This window comes from Mesorhizobium sp. M1E.F.Ca.ET.045.02.1.1 (genome assembly GCF_003952485.1).
Lineage (GTDB): Bacteria > Pseudomonadota > Alphaproteobacteria > Rhizobiales > Rhizobiaceae > Mesorhizobium.
Window position 1 is genome coordinate 3,699,824 of the sequence record NZ_CP034447.1, and the last position, 15,589, is coordinate 3,715,412.

General features: G+C 65.4%; 10 protein-coding genes and 2 pseudogenes. 8 read left to right on the top strand and 4 right to left on the bottom strand.

What is annotated here, in order from left to right:
• The first annotated feature begins 110 nt into the window (after positions 1-110).
• On the top strand, positions 111-1,451 hold the full coding sequence (locus EJ070_RS17905; RefSeq protein WP_126092546.1) for an NAD(P)H-dependent oxidoreductase: 1,341 nt from the start codon (positions 111-113) through the stop codon (positions 1,449-1,451).
• On the opposite strand, the gene proC is transcribed toward EJ070_RS17905, so the two are convergent.
• The 3 genes and pseudogenes from proC to EJ070_RS17920 form a co-directional block, all read right to left on the bottom strand.
• Entirely contained in the window at positions 1,426-2,241 is an 816-nt protein-coding gene (proC, locus tag EJ070_RS17910) for a pyrroline-5-carboxylate reductase (RefSeq protein WP_126092547.1), read from the bottom strand. The two genes, EJ070_RS17905 and proC, sit on opposite strands and share 26 nt — an antisense overlap.
• Before the next feature lie 88 nt (positions 2,242-2,329).
• Positions 2,330-3,648, bottom strand: a pseudogene (locus EJ070_RS17915) (O-antigen ligase).
• Positions 3,617-4,630, bottom strand: coding sequence for a glycosyltransferase (locus tag EJ070_RS17920; RefSeq protein WP_126092548.1), 1,014 nt, complete (start codon positions 4,628-4,630; stop codon positions 3,617-3,619). The pseudogene EJ070_RS17915 and the gene EJ070_RS17920 overlap by 32 nt, the downstream one beginning before the upstream one ends.
• Positions 4,631-4,798: 168 nt before the next feature.
• Between EJ070_RS17920 and EJ070_RS17925 the strand changes: the two genes are divergently transcribed.
• The 3 genes from EJ070_RS17925 to EJ070_RS17935 are packed head-to-tail and all read left to right on the top strand — an operon-like array spanning position 4,799 to position 7,685.
• The gene (locus EJ070_RS17925) at positions 4,799-5,971 is read left to right on the top strand and encodes a glycosyltransferase family 4 protein (protein WP_126092549.1); all 1,173 of its coding nucleotides are present in this window, start codon (positions 4,799-4,801) and stop codon (positions 5,969-5,971) included.
• Positions 5,968-6,762, top strand: coding sequence for a WecB/TagA/CpsF family glycosyltransferase (locus tag EJ070_RS17930; protein WP_126092550.1), 795 nt, complete (start codon positions 5,968-5,970; stop codon positions 6,760-6,762). The genes EJ070_RS17925 and EJ070_RS17930 overlap by 4 nt, the downstream gene beginning before the upstream one ends.
• The gene (locus tag EJ070_RS17935; protein WP_126092551.1) at positions 6,759-7,685 is read left to right on the top strand and encodes a DUF6492 family protein; all 927 of its coding nucleotides are present in this window, start codon (positions 6,759-6,761) and stop codon (positions 7,683-7,685) included. Before EJ070_RS17930 ends, EJ070_RS17935 begins: the two co-directional genes overlap by 4 nt.
• A 1-nt stretch (position 7,686) precedes the next feature.
• Here the strand turns inward: EJ070_RS17935 and EJ070_RS17940 are convergent.
• Positions 7,687-8,981 (bottom strand): annotated as a pseudogene (locus tag EJ070_RS17940) (lipopolysaccharide biosynthesis protein).
• A 200-nt stretch (positions 8,982-9,181) separates the two neighbouring features.
• Between EJ070_RS17940 and EJ070_RS17945 the strand changes: the two are divergent.
• The 4 genes from EJ070_RS17945 to EJ070_RS17960 all read left to right on the top strand — a co-directional run bounded on the left by EJ070_RS17945 (position 9,182) and on the right by EJ070_RS17960 (position 15,484).
• Positions 9,182-11,560, top strand: a complete 2,379-nt coding sequence (locus EJ070_RS17945) for a GumC family protein (protein ID WP_126092552.1) — start codon at positions 9,182-9,184, stop codon at positions 11,558-11,560.
• A 230-nt stretch (positions 11,561-11,790) separates the two neighbouring features.
• Entirely contained in the window at positions 11,791-12,690 is a 900-nt protein-coding gene (folD, locus tag EJ070_RS17950) for a bifunctional methylenetetrahydrofolate dehydrogenase/methenyltetrahydrofolate cyclohydrolase FolD (RefSeq protein ID WP_126092553.1), read from the top strand.
• Positions 12,691-12,742: 52 nt separating this feature from the next.
• Entirely contained in the window at positions 12,743-13,705 is a 963-nt protein-coding gene (locus EJ070_RS17955; RefSeq protein ID WP_126092554.1) for a GlxA family transcriptional regulator, read from the top strand.
• A gap of 117 nt (positions 13,706-13,822) precedes the next feature.
• Positions 13,823-15,484, top strand: a complete 1,662-nt coding sequence (locus tag EJ070_RS17960) for a VWA domain-containing protein (RefSeq protein ID WP_126092555.1) — start codon at positions 13,823-13,825, stop codon at positions 15,482-15,484.
• The last annotated feature ends 105 nt before the right edge of the window (positions 15,485-15,589 follow it).

A 15,589-nucleotide genomic window follows, 5' to 3' on the forward strand; every position in this document is an offset into this window, starting at 1 on the left:
TCCGGTTCTGCAAGGCATGCGCCGGAAATTGCCATGTGCGGCTGGTTTTGTTGGCAAACGGGGACCGATCCCTGTATTGCGGGCTGAAAGCAAAGCATGGACGTTCTTGTATGACAAATGTCGCCCTGACCGGGCTTGCCCGCGATCTCGCCCGGCGTGCTGCCGAGGGCCGTCCCGTGCGCATCGGCGTCATCGGCTCCGGCGAGATGGGCACCGATCTGGTCACCCAGGGCATGCTGATGCCGGGCATTTCGGTCGCCGCCATCTCCACCCGCCGCCCGCACACGGCACGCGAGGCGATTCGCATCGCCTATGGCGACGACGCGATGGCTGCCGAAGCCGAGACCGCTTCCAAAGTCAGCCAGGCGATAGAAAGCGGCAGGATCGCCATCACTTCGAACGAGATGCTGGTCACCAATCCGCTGATCGACGTCGTCATCGACGCCACCGGCAAGCCCGGCGTCGCCGCCGATTTCGACCTGATGGCCATGGAACATGGCAAGCATCTGGTGATGATGAATGTCGAGGCCGACGTCACCATCGGCTGCTATCTCAAGCAGCAGGCCGATCGCCTGGGCGTCGTCTATTCGGTCGGCGCCGGCGACGAGCCGTCGAGCTGCATGGAACTGATCGAGTTCGCCTCGGCGCTCGGCTACACCATCGTCTCGGCCGGCAAGGGCAAGAACAACCCTCTCAATCACGACGCCGTTCCCGACGACTATCGCGAGGAAGCGCTGCGCCGGAACATGAATCCGCGCATGCTGGTCGAATTCGTCGACGGTTCCAAGACCATGGTCGAGATGTGCGCCATAGCCAACGCCACCGGCCTGGCGCCCGATGTTCCAGGCATGCATGGCCCGAAGGCCGACCGCGACCAGCTCGCCAAGGTGCTCATCCCGCGCGAGGACGGCGGCATCCTGTCGAGGAAGGGTGTCGTCGACTACACCGTCGGCAAGGGCGTTGCGCCAGGCGTCTTCGTCATCGTCGAGGCGACGCATCCGCGCGTCGTCGAGCGGATGGACGACCTCCATGTCGGCCACGGCCCCTATTACAGCTTCTTCAGGCCCTACCACCTGACCTCGCTGGAGGTGCCGCTGACCGCGGCCCGCATCATGCTCTACGGCCGGCCCGACATGGTGCCGCTGCCGAAACCGGTGGCCGAGGTCTGCGCCGTCGCCAAGCGCGATCTCGCCGCCGGCGAGACCTTCGATGCCATCGGCGAGACCTGCTACCGCTCCTGGACCATGACGGTCGCCGAGGCGCGCGCCGGCCGCGCCGTGCCGGTCGGGCTGCTCGAGGGCGGCAAGGTGTTGAAGCCGGTCAGGAAGGGCGAACTGCTGACCAGCGACAACGCCGCGCCCGACAAGACGACAAGGCTCTATGCCTTGCGCCGGCTGCAGGACGAGATGCTGTACGGCGCGAGCGCTACTTCCCCAGCTCTATCGACCTGAGCCGCGCCGCTTCCACCGCGTCGGTCAAAAGCTTCGTCAGCCGGTCCTCTCCCATCAGCACGGCAAGCGCCGCGGCCGTCGTGCCGTTGGGGCTGGTGACCTGCTGGCGCAGCACGCCCGGCTCCTCGTCGCTTTCGGCGGCGAGCGAGGCGGCGCCGTAGACGGTCTGCATGGCGAGCAGCTTGGCCGTCTCGGCCGGCAGGCCGGCCTTCTCGGCGGCAACCGTCAGCGCTTCGATGAAATGGAAGATATAGGCCGGGCCGGAACCGGAGACCGCCGTCACGGCATCCATCAGGCTCTCGTCATCGATCGTCGTCACGACACCGCTCGCCGAGAGCAATTCGGCGACGAAACGCCTGACGTCGTCCAGGACCAGCGGGGTGGAGAACACCACCATCATGCCCTTGCCGATCGCAGCCGGCGTGTTCGGCATGCAGCGGACAATCGGCGCCAGATCGCCGAGGATCTCCTCGAAAGTGGCGACCGGCGTCCCGGCGGCGATGCTGACGAAGGTGGTCCTGCCGTCACCGAAGCGCTTGTAGGCGACGAGCACATCGCGGATGACCTGCGGCTTCACGGCGATGACGACGAGATCGGGCACGGCATCGGCCGGAACGCCGGAAGCGTCGGCCGCCACGCGGCAACCAAGATGTTCGGCGCGCTTGCGCAATTCGGCATTGGGCTCGACCACGAACACCGCGGACGGCTCGAGCTTGCCGGATTTCAGCCAGCCCGAGAGCATCGCGTAACCCATATTGCCGCAACCGGCGAGAACGAGCCTGATGGTCATGGAAGCCTCCGAAAGAAGGCTCCTCCCATAAACGGTCGCGCGGCGTCGGGAAAGCCCTGTCGGGAGGGATCGGTCGCCCCCTCGCGGATCAGTGGGGGCAGCGGGCCGGAATCGGCCGCAGCGAAACCTGCCTCAGGCCAAACACGCTGAGCACGAGGAAAAGCCAGACCGGGTCGGCGCGGCGGAAGAAGAAGCTTTCGAGGAAGCCGTTGAGCGCGGTGAACAGCACCACCATCATGAAGAAGTCGCCGAGATAGATGTTTTCCTTGCGCAGCGGAATGCGCATGTAGTCCCCGAGCGGCGCGATCAGGAAGGTGTAGACCGCGACGCAGAGCGCGGGAATGCCCATCAGCACGGCGATATCGAGATAGCCGTCGTGACCGTGCACGATGGTGCGGATGTCCCAGGGGCGGTCGAAGGGCTGGTCCTGGTTGAGCAGCAGCGGCGTTCCCCAGAAGCTCTCATAGCCATAGCCGGTCCAGGGCCGCTTCGCCAGCATCTCGCCGGCAAACTCCCACAGCGTGGTGCGGCCGGTATAGGTGAGGTTCGGGAAATAGACCGCCGCCAATTGCTTCACCGGCGGGATGAAGACGATGCCGAGCGTGCCGACCGCGGTCGCGACGATCGCGGACAGAAACAGGATCGGCGTGCCGATCCGCACGCCGATGAGGCTTGGCAGCACACGATCAGGATCGAGAACGGCACCAGTCCGGCGGTCGTCTTCGAGCCGGTATGCAGCATGAAGATCATTGCCGCTGAGAAGATGCCGATGCCCCACCAGCGTTGCCCGCGCCGCCAGAGATAGAGTCCGGCAAAGCTGAAGCAGGCCATCACCGGCCCGGCGATGTTCTTGTGGGTGAAGACGCCGCGCCACAGGCCCGCATGCTCCGGCTCTTGCGAGTCGGCGGTGTGCAATGCCTCGTGCGGAAAGACGATGAGCCCGACATAGGAAAGACCCATCACCACCACAGCGGTGAAGATGATGACCCTGGCGAAGGAGTCGGCGTCGCGCGGCAGCACCAGGATCGTCGCCGTGGTGATGATGCCGATCATGGTGAAGGAGGCGGCGCGCATGGCGGAGGGCGGATCGGTCGCCAGGATCACCGACAGGAAGAAGAAGCCCAGCATCAGCGCCCAGGATGGGCTGATGAGCGAGCGCACGACGCGCGGATCGGCGAAGGCGAGCAGCGAGAAGATGGAGATGGCGCCGAGCGATCCGAAGCCGAGCTGGTTGACGATGTCGCCGCCGTCGCCGGTGAGCTCCGCGCCCGCAGGCTGGAAGGGCCGGAACGAGACGATGATGACGGTAAAGAGCAGCGCCGCGATTGTCGTCGCTATGCCCTCGCGCGTGAAGGCGGCGCTGAGCGGCGCGCGCTCAGTTCTTCTCAGGCTGCCGGTACTGCTCATTGGCATATCCGAGTTCGGCAAGCACCCGGCCGAGCGCGACATAGATCGGGTAAAGGCCTGTTGTCAGCGAGCCCGTGCGCGCCAGTCGGACGGCGCCGCGCAGCGGCGAGGCGGCAAGCAGCGCCAGGCTCTTCAGCAGAACCTTGGCGCCGGCGAACGGCGTGCCCGCACGCTTTTTCTTCTCGACAAGCGTGGAGATGACGCCGTTGCGCAGGCTGCGGGCGCGGATCCAGTCGGCTTCCACGCGACGGGCCGGAACCGTTTCCTTGACCTTCGCCTCGGCGCACCAGCCGAGCACGAAACCTTTTTGGGCGGCGCGACTCAGGAAATCGGAATCGCCGCCGCCCATGAAGTTGAACCTGAGATCGAGGAAGGGCGGCCCCATGGCGATAAGCACACTGCGTCCGACCAGCAGGTTGCCGGACGAGTAGAGCGCCGGCACGCGGCCCGTTTGCCGGTATGGCGGCGCGAAGACGGGGTGATCGGCCCATCTCGCATGGGAGGGTTCGGCGAACACCGGCACTTGCGGCCCGCCGACGATATCGGCTCGAAGCGTCTCGGCTGCCTTGCACATGCGTTCCAGCCAATCGGGCGCGGCGGTCTCGTCGTCGTCGATGACGAGAAGATGTTTGAAGTTGGGGAAGTAAAGCATCGCCGTCTGCCAGCCGGCATTGTAGGCGCTGCAATTGCCACGCTCATGCGCGATGATCACGAGGCCCGGCATCTCGCCGCGCTCGAACAGCGGCAGTGCCGCCTTGGCGCCCTCGCGCGCCTCCGCCTCGTTTTCCATGACGATGACGGCAAAATGCCGCTCGGTTTTCTGCGCCTGGAGCGACGCCAGCGTTTCCAGCAGCAACTGGGAACGCTTGAAGGTGGGCAGCGTCACGACCACTTCGACGGTTTCCGCGGCGAGCCCCGGAGACCGCCCCGCGATCGATACCCCCGCAATCGATACCGAAGCGTCCGATGGCAAAGGGATCATCCGTTTCCAGCCGTGTGGGTTCGATCCTCGATAGCAGCCCGATGATAACGCTTCGTTAATCACCTTTCGCGGCGAGCTCCGCAAAACCGAGGCGTTTGGCCTTTGACGGTGTCATTTAATCAAGGCTTCACCGCGTTTTGCTACCGGCTACACCAATGGATAGGTGAGATGCATCTGCTGTTCGCCACATCGATCGTGCCCGACGGCGCTCTCGCCTCCGGCTACGAGATTGCCAACGCCGCGATCATCGATGCGCTGCGGCGTGCCGGCGCGCGCGTCACGGTGATGGGCTTCATCTGGCCGGGAAAGACGCCGTCCGATCCGCAGAACACCATCGTGCTTGACGCCGTCGAGGTGCGTACCGAAAGCGCCCCGGCTCTGCAGAAACTCATCTGGCTGGGCAAGGCGGTTGTCTGCGGCCTCACCTTTTCCTCGGTCAAGCTGCGCGTCGTTTCCGACGCAGACGTCCGCGCCGCGATCGATAATGCCGGTCCGTTCGACGGCTATGTCCTCAATTCCGTGCAATTTGCAGGCGCCTTTGAAAGTCTCTTCGGCGACCGGCCTTCAATCTTCGTCGCGCACAATGTCGAGCATCGTTCGGCCGAGGAGAACGCCGCCGCGGCCGGCAGCGCTTTTCAACGCTGGCTGTTTCGCCGCGAGGCCAGGCTGCTCGAGGTGATGGAGGAGCGTCTCTGCCGCGCCGCGCGTTTCGTCTTCACTCTGGCCGAGGAGGATCGCGCCGCGCTCGGTGTCGCCTCCAGCGACCGCTCGGCGGTGCTGCCGCTGGTGACCCGTGCCGGGGCTCCGACGAACAAAGGCCCGCGCCGCATCGACTTCGACGCGGCGCTGATCGGCACCTGGACCTGGCAGCCCAACCGCATCGGGCTGGACTGGTTCTTGACCAAGGTCGTCCTGCATCTCAGGCCGGATTTCCGGATCAGGATCGCCGGCAACATGCCGTCGGGCGTGACGTCGGCGCATCCCGGGGTCAAGTTCGTCGGAAGGGTTCCCGACGCCCAGGCATTCGTGCGCGGCGCCGCCGTCGTCCCGCTGATCAGCACCGCCGGCAGCGGCGTGCAGTTGAAGACCATCGAGACGTTCGAGCTTGGCCTGCCTTGCGTCGCCACCAGCCGCTCGCTGCGCGGCATCGGTTACCGGCCGCAAAACTGTGTCGTGACCGACGATCCCGTCGCCTTCGCCACGGCGCTCGAAGCGGCGGCGGCCGACATTCGCGATGCCGATGGCAGTGCTTTCCATCGCCGGCAGGCCAGGGCGCTCGACGCCGCGATCGGGCTTGGGCTGGAGAAGCTCGGCGCCGTCAGGCGGGAGGTCGCTGCATGAACATGCACGCAGCCCGCTCCGCCTTCGGCTTCGATACGCTGAAGAGGATACTCGGCATCTCCGTGCTTGCCATCCGGTGGGATGAGGCGATAGCACTGCTTTCCCGGCTGATCGCCGAGCGGCGCTTCACCAAGGTGAGTTTCCTCAACGCCCACAACGCCAACCTCGCTTACAGCGATCCGGTGTTTGCCGAAGCGCTTGACGACTTCCTCGTGCTGCCGGATGGCGTCGGCGTCGACATCGCCGCAAAGCTGCTCTACGGCGCGCCTTTCCCCGATAATCTCAACGGCACCGATTTCATCCCGGCTTTCCTGCAGGCATCGACGCGGCCGCTGACCGTGGCGTTGCTTGGCGCGAAGCGGGTCAATGCCGAGGCGGCATCGGTCAAGCTTTCGGCGCTCGCGGTGCAGCACAAATTCGTGGTCGTCCATGACGGCTACTTCTCCCCCGCCGAGGAGCCGACGATCGTCGAGCGCATCGCCAGGCTGCGGCCGGACGTGCTGCTGGTCGCCATGGGTGTGCCGCGCCAGGAATTGTGGATCGCGCGCCACATCGACGCCCGTCACTGCACGCTGCCGATCGCGGTCGGCGCGCTGCTCGATTTCCTGAGCGGCACCGTGCCGCGCGCCCCCCTGTGGATGCGGCGCCTGCGGCTCGAATGGCTGTTTCGCCTGTGGATCGAGCCCGGCCGCCTGTGGCGCCGCTACGTGGTCGGCAACCCGCTCTTCCTGTGGCGCGTCTTCAAGCAGAAATTGGCGCACGAACCGCGGCCGGCGGAGGCGCGCCGTTGAACAGCCGTTTCGTGCCCGATGCCGCCACTAGGATCGAGCCGCTGCCGCGCACGCCCTCGGCCGCGATCGTGACGGCAAGCTACGCGCCGGACTTCGAGCGCTGCCGGCTGCTCTGCGAGACGATGGACCGACATGTGACCGGCGTCGCGCGGCACTACATCCTCGTCGAGCACCGCGATGTCGCGCTGTTTCGCCAACTGGAGGGTGGCCGCCGCACGGTGGTCGATGAACAGGATCTGCTGCCGCGCTGGCTGCGGGCCGTCGACGATCCGCTCAGCCTGTTCCGCCGCCGCGTCTGGTTGAGTTTCAGGACCCAGCCGCTGCGTGGCTGGCACGTGCAGCAGCTGCGCCGCATCGCCATTGCCGCGCACGCCCGGGAGGACGTGCTCGTCTTTTGCGATTCCGACGTCGCCTTCCTCAAGCCGTTCGACACGAGCGCCTTCTGGCGCGACGGCAAGGCGCGGCTGTTCCGGCGCGATGGCGTGCTGGCCGGCGACGGCCACGACGAGCATCGCATCTGGTCGCACAATGCCGGCTCGGCGCTCGGCATGGACCCGGCGAAGGTTTCGAACCACGATTACATCTCGACGCTGATCGCGTGGCGCCGCGGATCAGTGAATGCGATGTGCGAGCGGATCGAGAAAGCGCACGGGCGCAACTGGGTCAGCGTCGTCGGCTCGGCGCGCAAATTCTCCGAATGCATGATCTACGGCCGTTACGTCGACGACGTGCTCGAAGGGGCCGGCCATTTCCACGACACAGCTGAATTCTGCCGCGTCCACTGGAATGGCGAGGCGCTGTCGGACGAGGAATTCCGCCGCTTCGTCGATGCCATGGCGCCTGAGCAGGTAGCGATCGGCATGCAATCCTTCATCGGCACCGATGTCGGCCGTATCCGCCGGCTGATCGCGCTCGAGTGCTAGATCAGACCGCTTTGGCGGGCCTACGCATCGCCGAATAGGTCAGCAGCATCGAGGCCAGATAAAGCAGCAGGAAGACGATGTTGAGCGACAGCACCAGATCGGGTGTGTCTGGGATCGTCGTCAGCACGTAGGTGAGCAGCACCGCCTTCAAGCCGGCGAGCAACCCGAGATTGATCGCCCGCACCGCGGTCTGGCCGCGCGCGAAGAGCAACTCTGCCTGGTATTCGACGAGATTGCGCAGGCCCGGCACGCAGACCGCGAGTGCCACCAGAGGCGCGGCCTCGGCGACATTCTTACCCAGCGTATTGGGGAAGAAGTGCAGCACGATGCCGAGCGACAGCAACGCCAGCGTCGAGACCAGGAAGACACCGCCTTCGATGCCGCTCTTGACCGCCAGCCGGGACAAGAGCTCTGGCGCGCGCATCATGCGTTGCACCAGCATCATCGAGAAGGTTCGGATCGGGATTGCCGTGAGATCGACCAGCCGCATGATGATGGCGTAGATCCCGGCAAGATGCGGTCCGCCGATCGACAGCACCAGCAGCTTGTCGAACTCCATCTGCAAATAGAACAGCACCTCGGATCCGGCGACATAGACGGAATCGGCGAGCCGCCTGAAATAGAGTTCGGTGCGCAGCCTCAGCCGCTGGCGCGGGTAGAAGAAGGCGAAGGCGACGATCAGCGAAGCGGCGTTGGCGCCGATGTAGAACCACGACCAGACGCCGATCGTGTGTTGCGCGGCAAGCATGAACAGCACCGCGCCGACCGCCCGGAGCGCCGTGGCCAGGATCGCGAGCACCGCGGCGCGGCCGAACTTGCCGAGGCCGTTGTTGACGATCAGCACCACTTCCACCGGCCGCCACAAAAGCGCTTCGGCGAAGACGACCGCGGCAAAGACCGGCAGCGGCACTGTGCCGGCGAAGAAGATCAGGTAGACGCCGTAGGAAGCGGCGGCGAGGACCGGCAGCGAGATCACGCTGAGAAGCAGGAAGCCGGCGGTGAAGGCGCCGATCAGGTTGGGACGGATCGTTGCCGTGCGGTAGACGCCGAGATGAAGCCGAAGGCAAGCACGCGCGACAACATCACGCCTGCCGCCGAGGCCGTGGCGAACATGCCGAATTCGGCGATCGACAGCGTGTTGGCCAAGGCCACGAAATAGGCGAGCGAGAAGACGAGCCGCCCGCCGGCGCCGCTGATCGCCGAGAAATAGTCGAAAACCAGCTTCCTGCGCGCGGCCACGAAATGGCCGATCCGCGCGAGCGTCCGCCTTTGCGGTATGTCGCTGGTCTGGGTCATGTGTCCGTCAAAGCATAGGCAGGAAAGCTTAACGTGCCGTTCTGGCGGCGGCCTTGGCGACCCGGGAAAGGCTGCAACCGAGGCGAGAAAACTGTACGTCCCGATCTCGAAATTAACCTTTTATTTCCCATGCCTGTTTAGCGTGACTTAACGATTGGCCGACTGCCGCTCCCAAGCCGCCAGAGAGTAAGTTCCAGGACATGGTCGACAGGGATAACCATGACGATTGGAGGCGCGAGCGCTCCTTGCTTGCGCTCGGCCAGGCCGTGCGTGGCGAGGATACAGCCGACGCTTCGCTGGTTTCGATCGGCGACAAGGCAGACCCGTCATGGCGCGAGGATGCCGCTGCGCGCCATCGCGCGGCGCGCTTCGAGCGCGAAGGGCGGTCAGGCCTACAGGCCGCGAACCCGGAACTTACGACACATATAGACGAACCCGGTCAACCTCAGGTCGATCCGCTTTCGGAAACGGTCCGGGCCGGGGACGAATGGGCCGCGCAAGAGGCTCATCCGCGAGCCGGACCGCGCGAAGAGGGCCGTTCCCCGGACTATTCTTCCCCCGACCATTCTTCTCCGCCCGCGTTCGAGCCCCGCCATGCCGAACCTCGCTACGCAGGCCGGCCGCTGGCGGGCAACGATACCGACGCGCAGGAGTGGATGCCGCTGATCGACCCGATGCAGGTCGTCCGCGGCATCACTCGCTCCAAGGCGCTGATCGTCTCGACAACGATCCTGGGCGCCGCGCTTGGCATTGCCATCGCGCTGTCGACGCCGAAGAAATATGAGGCCACCACGGAGGTCATCGTCGACCCGCGCGACCTCAAGCTCACCGATCGCGACCTGACGCAGAATGTGGTCGCCTCGGACGCGACGCTCGCCATCGTCGAGAACCAGGTCCGCATCCTCACCTCGGGCACGGTCCTCAACAAGGTTGTCACGGATCTCAACCTCACCAACGACCCTGAATTCAACGGCCAAGGAAAAGGCGGTCTCGGCCTGATGTCGACACTCCGCTCCATCCTGTCGCGGCAGAATGCGCAGAGCCCGGCCGACGATGCCCGCCGGAACGCGCTGGCGGTCCGTAATTTGGCGGAGAGCTTGGATGTCGAGCGCGGCGGCAAGACCTTCGTCGTCTCGGTTACCGCCACCACCCAGGATCCGGACAAGTCGGCCCAGATCGCCAACGCCATGATCTCGGCCTTCCAGGAGATCTCCAGCAAAATCCAGTCCAACACGGCGGGCCGCGCCACCGACGAACTTACGGCCAGGCTCGACGAATTGCGCAAGGGTGTCGAGACAGCGGAGCGCAAGGTCGAGGATTTCAGGGCGACGCACGATCTTGTCGACGCACAGGGACACCTGATCAGCGACGATCAGATGTTGAAGCTCAACGAGCAGCTTTCGGTCGCCCGCGCCCGCACGCTTGAGCTCAATGCGCGCGCCGCCTCGGCGCGTGCGCTGAATGTCAATTCGGTTCTCAACGGCACCTTGCCGGAAGAGATCAACTCCAACACGATGGGCGAGCTGCGCTCGCAATATGCGGCGCTGAAACAGGAAGCCGACCGCGCGGCGGTGAGGCTCGGGCCGCGCCATCCGGAGATCGAGGCGCTCAACGCCCAGCTTGCCGGCGCGCGCGAGCGCATCAGCGCCGAATTGCAGCGCATCGCCTCCTCGCTGCAGGTCGATCTGAAGCGCTCCGTCCAGCTCGAGCAGGACCTTGCGTCGCGCCTGGCGCAGGCCAAGGTGCAGAGCGGCGACGTCAACAACAACCTCGTTTCGCTGCGCGAGCTCGAGCGGGAGGCCGCCGCCAAGCGCTCCGTCTATGAACAGTTCCTGCTGCGCGCCAAGGAAACGGGCGAGCAGAAGGACATCAACACCGCCAACATCAACGTCATTTCGGAGGCCTACCCGCCGCTTGAAGCGAAGGGGCCATCGCGTGTCGTGAAGGCGCTGGCAGGTCTGCTGGCCGGCCTTTTCGCCGGCATCGGCCTTGGCGCGCTGCGTGGCGCCTATGCGAGCTTGCGCGAAACCGCCAATGCCCGCTCGCGCCGCAGGACCGACGGGCGCGCGTCGACCTCCGAGGGCAAATCCTACCAGGCCGCTCCGCCAGTGCCGTCTGTTAAGCCTTCACCGGCATCACCCGTTGCTTCGCCGCCTCCGGCAACATCCGTCGCGCCGGCCCCGGTGCGGTGCGGTCGTCCAGGGCTCTTGGGGGCGCTGGCTTCGTCGTTGCGCTACCTTACGCAGCGCGGGCCGGGTGAGGCGGTCGATACAGGTGCCGTCCCGGGTGAAAGTGCCCGGCGCGCGCCGATGGGCGAGGCTCGTTCTTCCCGTCCGGAAGCGCCGCGGCGGCCCGATGTCCAGCCTCCGCCCGCGCAAGGATCCTATTCGTATCGACCGGACTACGAGCGGCCTGACCCGCATGACGATGCGTATCTGCAACCGCCGACGGCCGGGGCGCGCCAGTCCCCGGAAGTCGACCAGCAGGGCCAGATCGACGAGCTGCGGGCCAGCCTGCGCGAATTCCGCGAGGCAGTGCGCGATCTGACCGAGAGCCGCTCGCGCCGCCGCTATTTCTAAAACGCGCCGTCTTCGATAAAAGCTGGCTTCGATAAAAGCTGCCCTCGATAAAAGCAGCCGGTTTCGGGTTTACGGCATCCGACGACGCTTTGGCGGGATTGCCCGGCTGAATTTTCGTGAAAATGCCGCGCTGTATTCGACCGCATGCGCCCGGCGCTCGCGGGTCGATTGCTGATTTGGGGATTGGGGTCGCCCGAGCGCGGCCGCGCAAACAGTGCAGAAGGTGAGTGATGGCCGAAGTGATCGACGGAAAGAGTGTCGCCGAAGACGTGGTTCAAAAGGTCAAGGCGTTGACCGCCGATCTGTCGGCCAGGGGCGCGACCAGGCCCGGCCTGGCGGTGGTGATCGTCGGCGAGGATCCGGCAAGCCAGGTCTACGTCGCTTCGAAATCGCGCACGGCCAAGGAATGCGGCTTCCTCTCGCTCCAGCACACGCTGCCGGCCGAAACCACCGAGGCGCAGTTGCTCAAGATCATCGGCGACCTTAACGCCGATCCGTCCATCCACGGCATCCTCGTGCAACTGCCGCTTCCGCGTCATATCGATTCCGGCAAGGTCATCCAGACGATAGCGCCGGAGAAGGACGTTGACGGCTTCCACTTCATCAATGTCGGCAAGCTCGGCACCGGCGAGCTGGAAACGGCTTTCGTGCCCTGCACGCCCGCCGGCTCGATGCTTCTGATCGAGCGCGTGCGCGGCAAGGACCTTTCCGGGCTCAATGCCGTGGTCGTCGGCCGCTCCAATATCGTCGGCAAGCCGATGGCCAATCTGCTGCTCGCCGCCAACTGCACGGTCACCATTGCGCACAGCCGCACCAAGGACCTGCCGGCGCTGGCGCGCACCGCCGATATCCTGGTCGCCGCCGTCGGCCGTGCGGAAATGGTCAGGGGCGATTGGGTCAAGCCCGGCGCCACCGTCATCGATGTCGGCATCAACCGCATTCCGGCGCCCGAGAAAGGTGAAGGCAAGTCGCGGCTGGTCGGCGACGTCGCCTACGCCGAAGCGGCCGAGGTAGCCGGTGCCATCACGCCCGTCCCCGGCGGTGTCGGGCCGATGACCATTGCCATGCTGATGGCCAACACTGTAGCTTCCGCCTACCTCGCGGCCGGGTTGAAGCGGCCGTCCTTCTGATCAGAAAGCAGCGTCCTTGCCGAACCTTACTGCTCCTGTCGAACGGCCGGTCATGGGCGATCCCGTTCAGGGCGGTCGGCAGTTCGGTTTCCTGCTCGTCGACAAATTCTCGATGTTCTCGCTGGCCGCGGCGATAGATTGCTTCCGCTCGGCCAACCGTCTGCTCGGCCGCGACTATTACGGCTGGACGACGATTTCGGCCGATGGCGACGCGGTCATGGCCTCGAACGGCCTGCCGCTCAAGATCGACTATTCCGTCGCGGACATGCCGCCGGTCGACATCCTGTTCGTCTCGGTCGGGCTCACCACAGAGTTTCCCGGCAAGAGCAAGGTGCTGGCGGCGCTGCGCAGCTGGGGCCGGCGCGGCAATGCGCTCGGCGCGCTGTCGGTCGGCTCCTACCTTCTCGCCGAGGCCGGGCAGCTCGACGGCTATCGCTGCACCATCCACTGGGAGAACCGCGCCGGCTTCATGGAGCGCTTCCCCGACATCAACTGCACCGGCAACGTCTTCGAGATCGACCGCAAGCGGTACACCTGCGCCGGCGGCACCACCTCGATCGACCTGATGCTGGAGATCGTGCGCGGCGATTTCGGCTCCAACCTCGCCAATGGCGTCGCCAACCAGTTCCAGCACGAGCGCATTCGCTCGGCCGGCGACCGCCAGCGCGTCGGACCCGAGCGGGATCTCACCGGCAAGTCGGAGAAGCTCAGGCGCATCGTCGAATTGATGGCCGACCATCTCGACGAGCCGCTGTCGGCGGTGCAGCTCGCCAAGTCGGCGGGTCTGTCGGTGCGCCAGGTCGAGCGCCTGTTCCTGCGCCACCTGAGCGTTACGCCCGGCCGCTACTACATGCGGCTGAGATTGGAGCGGGCACGCGAACTGCTGCGCCAGACCAACATGCCGATCCTCGACGTGGCGATCGCCACCGGCTTCACCTCGCACTCCTATTTCGCGCAGAGCTACCGGCTGCAGTTCGGCCGCCCGCCGTCGGAAGAGCGCCGCACCACCTACTGAGCAGCGGCTACCCGGGAACTTGGCCCTCTGTGTGGAAGGCCACCCGCGGACTTGTGTCCCGACGCCTCCTCAAATAGCTTTCCCGGCGCGGACAGGGGGCACACTCAGGAGATTTTCATGGCGGGACTGGCACGGAGCGTCGCTGCGGCGATCCTCCTTTTGTCGATGACCAGCTTTGGCTTTGCCGCCAACAAGGTCATCATCATTCTCGATGCATCGGGCTCCATGTGGGCCCAGATCGACGGCAAGCCGAAGCTGGAGATCGCGCGCGAATCGCTGCGCACGGTGTTGCAGTCGGTGCCGGCAGACGACGAGATCGGCTTCATGGCTTACGGCCATCGCCAGAAAGGCAGTTGCGAGGACATCGAGCTGATCGTGCCGCCCCAGGCAGGTTCCGCAAGCGCGATTTCGGCCGCCGCCGACAGCATGAAATTCCTCGGCAAGACGCCGCTGACGGCAGCCGTCAAGCAGGCGGCGGAAGCGCTCAGATACACCGAGGACAAGGCCACCGTCGTCCTCATCACCGATGGGCTCGAGACCTGCGGCGGCGACCCTTGCGCGCTCGGCAAGGAGCTGAAGGAAACCGGCGTCGACTTCACCGCCGACGTGGTCGGCTTCGGCCTGACCGCCGATGAAGGCAAGCAGATCGCCTGCCTCGCCAAGAACACCGGCGGCAAATACATCCAGGCCTCCGACGGGAAGGCGTTGCAGGAAGCGCTGGTCGAGACCGTCGCGGCGCCGGCTCCCGCGCCTGAGCCTGCTCCGGCTCCCGCACCGGCGCCTGCGCCCGAACCCGCCAAGCCTGAATTCAATTTCATGCCGAGCGTGGTCATGGCCGAGGGCGGCGATCCGATCACCGACAGCAATGCCTGGGAGATTTATAAGGCCGCGGCCGACGGCACGCGTGGCGATCAGGTCATGACCGAGTATGGCGAGCTCAAGACCAATCTCGAGCCGGGCGACTACATCGTCGTCGGCCGCGACGACGAGGCAAGGAGCGAGCAGAAGATCAAGGTCGAGGCCGGCCAGACCTATAGCCCGCTGTTCACGCTGAACGCCGGCACTTTGGTCATTCACCCGCATGCGAGCCAGGGCTCGGAGATCAGCGGCGAGGCGCGTGTCGACTTTAATTATCCGGGCGGCACCACCACGCACTATGGCGACGCCAAGGCCACCGTGCCGGCGGGCGAGCAGAAAGTGACGGTGCAGATCGGCGCTGGCACGGCAACCGAGACCATCCAGCTTGCCGCCGGGCAGACCGTCGAGAAAGACGTCGTCGTCGGCGTCGGCCACGCCGTGCTCAACGCTTACTACACCGCCGGCGGCGACAAGGCCGACAATTCCGGCATAGGCTTCGAGATCGTCAAGGCGAAGAAGAAGATCGACGGCTCGCGCGAGAGCGTCGAGCACTCCTATGGCGCGGACAGCAAGTTCTGGCTGCCGCCGGACGACTATGTCGCGCTCACCACGCTCGACCTCGCGGTCGTCGAGCAGCCTTTCAGCATCAAGGCCGGCGACAACCAGGACATCAAGGTCACGCTCGACGCCGGCGTGCTGGCGATGTCGGCACCCGGCGCCTATTCGATCGAGGTTTTCTCGTCGAAGAAGGATATCGAAGGCAAGCGCAAGTCGCTTGGGTTGACCTATGGAGATAGCTGGCAGCAGACGATCCCCGCGGGCGACTATGTCGTGGTGCGCCATATGTCCGACCAGGGCCAGGACAAGGAAATGCCGGTGACGATCAAGGCCGGCGAGCGGACCGAGATCACCGTTCAGTAGGCTTTGCGATCGCTGACACAAAAAAGGGCGGCTCGGAGCCGCCCTTTTTTGTGCCGTTGGAGGAATGGCCGTTCACCGCTCTATCGATTGCAGCTTCGTGAAAAC

Bases quoted from the DNA above. Each gene is read 5' to 3' on its own strand.
- EJ070_RS17905 (WP_126092546.1), top strand. From the start codon at position 111: ATGACAAATGTCGCCCTGACCGGGCTTGCCCGCGATCTCGCCCGGCGT.
- proC (WP_126092547.1), bottom strand. From the start codon at position 2,241: ATGACCATCAGGCTCGTTCTCGCCGGTTGCGGCAATATGGGTTACGCG.
- EJ070_RS17920 (WP_126092548.1), bottom strand. From the start codon at position 4,630: ATGATCCCTTTGCCATCGGACGCTTCGGTATCGATTGCGGGGGTATCG.
- EJ070_RS17925 (WP_126092549.1), top strand. From the start codon at position 4,799: ATGCATCTGCTGTTCGCCACATCGATCGTGCCCGACGGCGCTCTCGCC.
- EJ070_RS17930 (WP_126092550.1), top strand. From the start codon at position 5,968: ATGAACATGCACGCAGCCCGCTCCGCCTTCGGCTTCGATACGCTGAAG.
- EJ070_RS17945 (WP_126092552.1), top strand. From the start codon at position 9,182: ATGGTCGACAGGGATAACCATGACGATTGGAGGCGCGAGCGCTCCTTG.
- folD (WP_126092553.1), top strand. From the start codon at position 11,791: ATGGCCGAAGTGATCGACGGAAAGAGTGTCGCCGAAGACGTGGTTCAA.
- EJ070_RS17955 (WP_126092554.1), top strand. From the start codon at position 12,743: ATGGGCGATCCCGTTCAGGGCGGTCGGCAGTTCGGTTTCCTGCTCGTC.
- EJ070_RS17960 (WP_126092555.1), top strand. From the start codon at position 13,823: ATGGCGGGACTGGCACGGAGCGTCGCTGCGGCGATCCTCCTTTTGTCG.